The 8974-nt window shown below is 68.1% G+C and carries 4 protein-coding genes; 1 reads left to right on the top strand and 3 read right to left on the bottom strand.

The genetic code is table 11. The features are described from left to right. The coding region (gene phaZ, locus G3O00_RS36175; protein WP_206145867.1) for a polyhydroxyalkanoate depolymerase at positions 1 to 1309 on the bottom strand (1309 nt) is incomplete at its 3' end. A gap of 211 nt (positions 1310 to 1520) precedes the next feature. After that, on the bottom strand, positions 1521 to 3350 hold the full coding sequence (locus G3O00_RS36170) for a glycoside hydrolase family 15 protein (RefSeq protein ID WP_206145865.1): 1830 nt from the start codon (positions 3348 to 3350) through the stop codon (positions 1521 to 1523). Between the two features lie 166 nt (positions 3351 to 3516). On the opposite strand from G3O00_RS36170, the gene G3O00_RS36165 reads away from it, so the two are divergent. Beyond that, positions 3517 to 4761 carry a lactonase family protein gene (locus tag G3O00_RS36165; RefSeq protein ID WP_206145863.1) on the top strand — a complete coding sequence of 415 codons (1245 nt, stop codon included), beginning with the start codon at positions 3517 to 3519 and terminating at the stop codon, positions 4759 to 4761. 100 nt (positions 4762 to 4861) lie between these two features. Here the strand turns inward: G3O00_RS36165 and G3O00_RS43655 are convergent, their stop codons facing one another. Then, a complete protein-coding gene (locus G3O00_RS43655) occupies positions 4862 to 8950 on the bottom strand; it encodes a DNA translocase FtsK (protein ID WP_277399362.1) in 4089 nt (1362 codons plus the stop codon). Positions 8951 to 8974: the final 24 nt, after the last annotated feature.

The raw sequence follows: 8974 nt of genomic DNA, 5'->3' as shown, positions 1-8974 counted from the left end.
GCACGGCTGCGAGCGTCGTGGCCGCCGGTGCTTCCGGGACATCCTTCGTCGCGCCGTGCTTCGGCTCCGGTGCATGCTCGCGGATGAAGTCGCGCAGTTGCGGATAGATGATCGTGCGCCAGCGGCGGCCCGAGAAAATCCCGTAGTGACCGCACTTCTCGGCGGTCAGGCTGCGACGCTGGTCCTGCGGGATGCCCGTGCACAGCTCGTGCGCGACGTGCGTCTGGCCGCTGCCGGAGATGTCGTCGAGTTCACCCTCGATCGTCATCAGCGCGGTGTGCTGGATGTCCTGCGGACGCACGCGCTCGCCTTCGACATCCCACGTGCCTTCGGCCAGGCGGAATTCCTGGAACACGACGCGGATCGTCTCGAGGTAATACTCGGCGGCCATGTCGAGCACCGCGTTGTATTCGTCGTAGAAGCGGCGGTGTGCTTCGGCGTCGTCTTCGTCGCCGCGCAGCAGGCTCTGGTAGAAATCCCAGTGCGATTGCGCGTGCCGCTCCGGGTTCATCGCGACGAAGCCCGTGTGCTGCAGGAAGCCCGGATACACCTGGCGACCTTCGCCCGGGTAGTTCGCGGGCACCGTGTGGATCACGTTGTTCTCGAACCACGCGGTCGAGTGCTGCGTGGCGAGCGAATTCACCGACGTCGGGCTGCGGCGCGCATCGATCGGGCCGCCCATCATCGTCATCGTGAGCGGCGTGTCTTCGCCGCGGCTCGCCATCAGCGAGATCGCCGCGAGCACCGGCACCGTCGGCTGGCACACCGAGATCACGTGCAGGTTGCGCGCGCCGATGTGACGGATGAATTCCTGGATGTACGCGATGTAGTCGTGCAGGTGGAACGCGCCGGTCTCGATCGGCACCATCCGCGCGTCGATCCAGTCGGTGATGTAGACCTTGTGATCCTGCAGCAGCGTGCGCACCGTGTCGCGCAGCAGCGTCGAGTGGTGGCCCGACAGCGGCGCGCAGACCAGCACGACCGGTTCATCTTTCAGTTGGGTGACGGCTTCGGCGTCGTCCGAATAGCGCTTGAAACGCAGCAGCCGGCAGAACGGCTTCTCGACGATCGTCTGCTCGACGATCGGGATGTTGTGGCCGTCCTTGACGATCTGATGAATGTTGAACTCGGGCTTCTCGTAATCCTTGCCGAGTCGGTACATCAGTTCGTACGCGGCGGCCATGCGCGTCGCGCCCGGCATCAGCGAGAACGGGCTGGACGGATTGGCGAACGATTTGGACGCGGCCTGGGCCCAGGCCGTCAGCGGGCTCAGCATGGCGCGCTGGAATTCGTGCAGTTGGTAAAGCATGCAGACTACTCCCGCGTGGGGGACGGTGCGCAAGGGCGGCGTGGGGCGTCGCGGCGTGCCGTGTGGGTCAGCGACCGGCCATGTTGCACTGCAGCCGGACAATCGCGTCGATCATATCGGACAACGATGGGTGGTGCAATGCAACATTTCCCCGATTTTTCATCAAAATTTTGCGATTTGACGTTCTCTGACCAAGCCGCTCGCGCCCCGTTCAGCGCCCCGTCGCGACGGCCGGCGCGGGCTGGCCGGCTGCGCGCGCCATCGCGTCCTCGTGGTGCATCAGGTTCATCGCGGTATGCACGAGCGCCACGTGCGAGAACGCCTGCGGGAAGTTGCCGACGAGGCGCCCGGCCACCGGGTCGTACTCCTCCGCGAGCAGCCCGAGGTCGTTCGACAGCGCGAGCAGCCGGCTGAACAGCCGGTGCGCGTCGTCGATCCGGCCCAGCAGCGCATAGTTGTCGACCAGCCAGAAGCTGCATGCGAGAAACGTGCCTTCGCCGGGCGGCAGGCCGTCGTCGTAGTCGGTCGTGCGGTAGCGCATCACGAGCCCGTCGTGCAGCAATTCCCGCTCGATCGCCTCGACCGTGCCGACGATGCGCGGATCTTCCGGCGGCAGGAAGCCGAGCAGCGGCATCAGCAGCACGCTGGCGTCGAGTTCGTCGCTGCCGTAGCTCTGTGCAAACGCCCGTTTGCTTTCGTGCCACGCGTTGGCGCATACGTCGGCGTGGATCTGGTCGCGCAGCGCGCGCCAGCGGTCGAGCGTGCCCGGCAGCCGGAACATCTCCGCCGACTTGATTGCGCGGTCGAACGCGACCCACGCCATCACCTTCGAAAACGTGAAGTGGCGGCGGCCGCCGCGCGTTTCCCAGATGCCTTCGTCGGGTTCCTGCCAGATCTTCTCGAGATGGTCGAGCAGCGCGCACTGCACCGACCAGACCGTGTCGTCGGCCTGCAGGCCGCCCACCCGTGCGAGGTGCAGCGCGGCCATCACCTCGCCGAACACGTCGAGCTGGAGCTGGTTCGCGGCGCCGTTGCCGACGCGCACCGGCTTCGAGTCCTGGTAGCCGGGCAGCCAGTCCAGCTCCATTTCCGGCAGCCGGCGCTCGCCGGCGATCCCGTACATGATCTGGATCTGTTCGGGCGAGCCGGCCATCACGCGGCCCAGCCACGTGCGCCACGCGCGCGCCTCGTCGTAGTAGCCGCCGCGCATCAGCGCGAGCAGCGTGATCGTCGCGTCGCGCAGCCAGCAGTAACGGTAGTCCCAGTTGCGGTTGCCGCCGATCTTCTCGGGCAGCGACGTGGTCGGCGCCGCGACGATCCCGCCGGTCGGCTCGTACGCGAGCGCCTTCAGCGTGATCAGCGAACGGCGCACCGCGACCGCGTAGCGGCCCTGTACCTGGCAGCGGCCCGACCATTCGAGCCAGTAGTTCTCGGTGCGCGCGAGCATCGACAGCGGATCGCGGGCGGGCGGCAGGCGCAGGTGCGATGCCGCATAGCTGAGCGAGAACGGCACGCGCTCGTCCGCGCTCACCGTGAATTCCGCGAGCGTATGAAGGTTTTCGCCGGTGAGCGGCACCGGCGTGCGTAGCACGACGGTGTCGGGGCCCGCGATCGCCTTCATGCCGTCCTCGCGGGTCAGCTGCGTGACCCACGGGATCGAGAAGCCGTAGTCGAAGCGCAACACCAGCTCCATGCGCATCTTCATCGTGCCGTGGCGGCCGACGACGATCCGCACCAGCTCGGACCAGCCATTGCCGGGCGGCATGAAGTCGACCACGGTGACGGCACCGTCGGCGCTTTCGTAGTCGGTTTCGAGAATCAGCGTGTCGCCGCGATAGCGGCGCGTCGTGTGCGTGATCGCGGCGTCGGCGGCCGGCGCGAGCAGCCAGCGGCCGTGCTCGGGGGTGCCGAGTAGCGCCGCGAAGCAGGCGCCCGAATCGAAGCGGGGCCAGCACAGCCAGTCGACGGAGCCGTCTTTAGCGATCAGCGCGGCGGTGTGGCCGTCGCCGACGAGGGCGTAGTCTTCGATCAGGGCAGGCATGGGCAGGCGATCCTTGGGTATTCGAGTTCACAATGCGGACGGCGGCGGCCAAGGCTTCACGCGCTGGCGCCGCGCCCCGTATACTCGGCCGGGCGGCGGAGCGCATGAACGGCCGGCGTTTCGTCCTATCTCAACACTTGAAGCGACTCGACGCAAGGAGGATTCAATGCCCAACCGTTTACGCGAGCGTGACGCACGCGCTTCGACACGAGGGTTCCCGCTTAGGCTCGCTCACTGGATGAAAGGTTTCGCGATCGTGCTCTCCCTTTCCGCGACCCACGCATTTGCGCAGCAATCGGCCGCCCCGGCCGACGGCGTCTACAACCTGCTCGTCGGCACCTATACCGGGGGCGGCAGCGACGGCATCTATGTTTACCGCTTCGATACGAAAACCGGCAGCGTTGCGCCCGTGTCGTCGGCGAAGACCGTGAATCCGTCGTACCTGTTGCCGAGCCGCGACGGTCGCACCGTCTACGCGGTCAACGAACTGCCCGGCGACGACGGGCCGGCGACGACGCGCGGCGGCGTCAGCGCATTCCGCTTCGACGCGAAGACAGGCGCGCTGAGTTTCATCGACCGCGTGTCGTCGGAAGGGAACGATCCTTGCTACCTCGCGCTGTCGCCGGACGGCAAGTACCTCGTGACCGCCAACTACTCGGTCGCGAAGGATCCGGGCGGCAGCTTCGCGGTGTTCCCGCTGCGCGACGACGGCGCGGTCGGCCAGGCCGCGCTGACCGTGCACCATGAAGGCACGGGGCCCGTGAAGGGGCGCCAAGACGGCGCGCACGTGCATTCGACGGTGTTTTCGCCCGACGGCCGTTACCTGTTCGTCCAGGATCTCGGCGCGGACAAGATCTACGGCTACCGCTACACGGTGGACGGCAGCCGCGGGCTGATCAGCCCGACCGAGACGCGCTACACGCCGGTGAAGGCGGGCTCGGGCCCGCGTCACATGGTGTTCAGCGCCGACGGCCGGTACGCGTACGTGACGAGCGAGCTCAACGCGTCGGTCGAGGTGTTCGGCTACCACGACGGCAAGCTGACGCCGGTCGAGACCGTATCGATGACCGCGCCGGGCTTCAAGGGCAAGGTCGGCGGCGGCGCGATCCACCTGTCGCCTGACGGCCGCTTCCTGTACGTGAGCAACCGCGGCGACGCGAACGACCTGGTGATCTACGCGGTGAACCAGGCCGACGGCCGGTTGAAGCAGGTCGGCCGCCAGTCAAGCCTCGGCAAGACGCCGCGCGAGTTCCTGATCGATCCGACCGGCAAGTGGCTGATCGTCGGCAACCAGGACAGCGATACGTTCTACGTGTTCAGCCGCAATGCCGAAACGGGGCAGCTCGGCCCGAATCCGCAGAAGGTGGCGGTCGGCAAGCCGGTCGACTTCAAGCTGGTGCCGGTGCAGTAAATGACAAAGGGCGCTGCCGATGCAGCGCCCTTTGTTTTTCGGGGCGGCCGGTTTCCCGGTGCGCCCGTGTCGGTTGCCGGCGGCCGGCCGGCCGCCGTGTTCAGTCGGCCGCGGCCGGCACGAGCACCTCGCGGCTGCCGTTGATGCCCATCGGCGACACGAGCCCGGCCGCCTCCATCTGCTCGACGAGGCGTGCGGCGCGGTTGTAGCCGATGCGCAACTGCCGCTGCACCGACGAGATCGACGCGCGCCGCGTGCGCACGACGAATGCGACGGCTTCGTCGTACAGCGGATCGGCTTCCGCGTCCGGCGCATCGCCGAACAGGTCCTGCGTCGCACCGTCGGCGGCCGGGCCGTCGAGGATCCCTTCCTCGTACTGCGGCTCGCCGAACTGCTTCAGGTACTCGACGACCCGGTGAACTTCCTCGTCGGCGACGAACGCGCCGTGTACCCGCTGCGGATAGCCGGTGCCCGGCGGCAGGAACAGCATGTCGCCCATCCCGAGCAGCGATTCGGCGCCCATCTGGTCGAGAATCGTGCGCGAGTCGATCTTCGATGACACCTGGAACGCGACGCGCGTCGGGATGTTCGCCTTGATCAGGCCCGTGATCACGTCGACCGACGGACGCTGCGTCGCGAGGATCAGGTGGATGCCGGCCGCGCGCGCCTTCTGCGCGAGGCGCGCGATCAACTCTTCGATCTTCTTGCCGGCGACCATCATCAGGTCGGCCAGCTCGTCGATCACGACGACGATCAGCGGCAGCGTCGACAGCGGCTCCGGATCCTCCGGTGTCAGCGAGAACGGGTTGCCGATCTTCTTTTCCTTCGCTTCCGCGTCGCGGATCTTCTGGTTGAAGCCTGCGAGGTTGCGCACGCCGACGGCCGACATCAGCCGGTAGCGCTTTTCCATCTCGCCGACGCACCAGTTCAGCGCGTTCGCCGCGAGCTTCATGTCGGTGACGACCGGTGCGAGCAGATGCGGGATGCCTTCGTAGACCGACAGCTCCAGCATCTTCGGGTCGATCATGATGAGCCGCACGTCCTCGGGCGTCGCCTTGTACAGCAGCGACAGGATCATCGCGTTGATCGCGACCGACTTGCCCGAGCCCGTCGTGCCCGCGACGAGCATGTGCGGCGCCTTCGCGAGATCGGTGACGACCGGGTGGCCGGTGATGTCCTTGCCCATCGCGATCGTCAGCTGCGAGGCCGAGTGCTGGTACTGGCGCGACTCGAGAATTTCCGACAGGCGGATCATCTGGCGCTTTGCGTTCGGCAGTTCGAGGCCCATGCAGGTCTTGCCGGGGATCGTCTCGACGACGCGGATCGACGTGAGGCCGAGGCCGCGCGACAGGTCCTTCATCAGCCCGACGATCTGGCTGCCGCGCACGCCGAGCGCGGGTTCGATCTCGAAGCGCGTGATCACGGGGCCGGCCGACGCGCCGACCACCGTCACCGGCACCTTGAATTCCTGCAGCCGCTGTTCGATCACCTGTGCCGTTTGTGCGAGGTGTTCGTCGGTGATCGTTTCGACGTCGTCGGATGGCGGTTCGAGCAGCTCGAGCGTCGGCAGTTCGACGCTGAACGACGCGGGGGCGTGGAATTCGAACGCGTTCGGGCGCGGTGGGCGCGCGGGGATGTCGGGGGCCGGGGAGCCGGCTGCGGCTGGCGCGGCCGGTTCGGCTGCCGTGGTCGTGATTACTTCGGCCGGCGGGGCAGTGGGGATCGCCGGTGCGGACAGGCTCGCGCCGGGGATTGTCGCTGCGGGTTGCTGAGCCGTGGCCGACGGGGTTGCCGGTGCTGCGGAGACATTCGACACGGACCAGCTTGCCGGCGACGGGGCCGAGGCGGTCGGGGTGGCGAACGTCGTGGCTTCGATGGCTGCCGGTGCGGAAACGATCGATGGAGCCAGCGTCGCGGTGGTTGCGCCGAAGGACGTCAGTGAGCCGGTCGGCGTGACGGGCGAGCTGGCGATCGGTTGCGCTGGAGTTGCTGCCGCCGTGGCGATCGGCGCGGTAGCCGTGTCGGAAGCGGCGGGTGGTACGGGCAGGTTGGCGGCCGGCTGCGGTGCGACTGCGCCGGAGGTGCCGAATGTGCCGAATGTCGTACCCGTCGACGAAGTTGCCGGGTTGGCCTGAAGCGTCGCGGCAGGCGCGGACGACGGTGCGGTGATCGAGCCGGACACGGTATTCGCGGGCGTTACGGCAGCGATTGCCGGTGTGGCGGCCGGTGCGGGCGCAGGCGCGGTTGAACCGGAAGTCGAAGCCGACGTGCCGACCGTCGACGGCGTCACGGCGGGCGCAATGGACGACGCGGGCGCCGATGCGCGGGGGAACGAACCGTAAGTCGTGCCCGCAACGCTAACCGGCGCGGCCGACGCGACGGAGGCAACGGTCGATGCCGAAGCGGTCGGTTGCGAAAGCGAGGTCGACGCAGTGCCGGTCACGCCGATCGGGGATGCCGACGTGACGGATGCAACGGTCGATGCCGAAGCGATCGGTTGCGAAAGCGAGGTCGACGCAGTGCCGGTCACGCCGATCGGGGATGCCGGCGCGATGGATGCAACGGTCGACGCCGAAGCGGCCGGTTGCGAAAGCGAGGTCGACGCAGTGCCGGTCACGCCGATCGGGGATGCCGGCGCGACGGATGCAGCGTTCGATGCCGAAGTGACGGGCTGCGAAAGCGAGGTCGACGCAGTGCCGGTCACGCCGATCGGGGATGCTGGCGCGACGGATGCAGCGTTCGATGCCGAAGTGGCCGGCTGAGAAAGCGGAGCCGAAGCAGTGCCAGTCACGCCGATCGGGGATGCTGGTGTGACGGAGGCAACGGCCGAGATCGACGCAGCCGGTTGAGCAAGCGAACCGGATGCCGTGCCGATCACACCATCCGACGAAGCGGGAACGGTGACAGGCGCAATGCCCGATACGGACGCAGGCGTTTGCGCGGTCGAACCGTGGATGGTGCCGACGCTCGGTGACGTAGCGCTAGCCGACGCCGTTTGCGCGGCGGCAAACGGTTGAGCCGCAACCGGCGATTTCGGCAATTCCGCGGTGACGGGCGGATTCGTCGTGGCCGGTTGCGCCGTCGAAGGCGTCCACGTCCATGCCGCCGCTGCCGGTGCGGCGCCTTGAGCGATTGCCGGCGGCGGTGCTGCAGGTTCCACCGTGTCCGACTTGACTGCTTCCGGTGCGGCACTCGATGCAGCCGGTGCCGACGCTGCCGCAAACGGCCTGGTTTCGGCGCTTGTGCGCGATGTCGTGTCGGCAATCGGCGAAGCGGGGAGGGCCGCGAACGGCGCGATATTCCCGGCGGGCATCACGTCTGCGTGCACATCGGCGATGCCCTGCGGCACGCGGGCCGATGCCGTGCGATCGATTGCGGCAACCGGTTGCACCGCCGTGGACTTATCGTCAGTGTCGAACGATGCCGGCGGGTTGGCCGCGGCGATGTCGTGAACCGCCGCGGTCGTCGGTTGTGCGAAGGCGGCATGGGCCGGTTCCGATCCTGTCACGTCCGTCGACGACTCGGCGACCGGGTTCCAGGCGGATGCGTCGAACGCGGAAACCGGCTGGCTGGCGAGGTCTTCCCACGGCGCGAGGTCGATGGGTGCGTCGAACGACGGCGCGGACGAGATTCCCGGTGCCGGCGCGGCGGGGGCATCGTCGGCGTGCCGGATCTCGTCATCGGCGTGATGCGAGAACGCGGCATCGTCGATGCCGGTATGCGACAGCGCGTGTGGTGCGGCGGCGCTGAACGCCACGGCGCCCGCATCGGCAACCGGTGCATGGACAGCGGGCACTGCCGGCATGAACGCGTCGAGCACGATCGGTGCGTTTTCGTCGTACGCGGGCGCTGCATCGTATGCGAGCGGCGCACCGGTGTCATGCGCCGCGAGGCCGTGGGCCGCGGAGGCGATTCCGGTCGGCACGGCCGCTGCTGCCGGCGCTGCAATGCCGGCTGCTGCCGCGGCCACACCGGCCACAGTTGCCGCTGCCGCCGCCGCGTGTCCGGCATCGTCCTGCGCACCGCTCAGCGTCGCCCATTGCGCGGTGCTGGCCTCGATCGAGCGCAGCGTGTCGTGCACGCTCGGCGCCGGCGTAATCGGTGCGGCGGGTTTTTCCGTCCAGGCATAGAGCGGTGCACGCGCCGGCGTTGGCTGCACCGGGGGGCGTCGTGCCGCATCCGACGGCAGGCCGCTCGAACCGGCGCCTGCGGA

Origin of the sequence: Burkholderia sp. Ac-20384 (genome assembly GCF_017104605.1) — a bacterium.
In the GTDB taxonomy this organism is placed as follows: Bacteria; Pseudomonadota; Gammaproteobacteria; order Burkholderiales; family Burkholderiaceae; genus Burkholderia; species Burkholderia lata.
The sequence above is the reverse complement of the archived record's forward strand: the minus strand, read 5'-3'. Positions and strand labels throughout refer to the sequence as shown.

Excerpts from the sequence above, each read along its gene's own strand:
- G3O00_RS36170 (WP_206145865.1), bottom strand. The coding sequence starts at position 3,350 with ATGCCTGCCCTGATCGAAGACTACGCCCTCGTCGGCGACGGCCACACC.
- G3O00_RS36165 (WP_206145863.1), top strand. The coding sequence starts at position 3,517 with ATGCCCAACCGTTTACGCGAGCGTGACGCACGCGCTTCGACACGAGGG.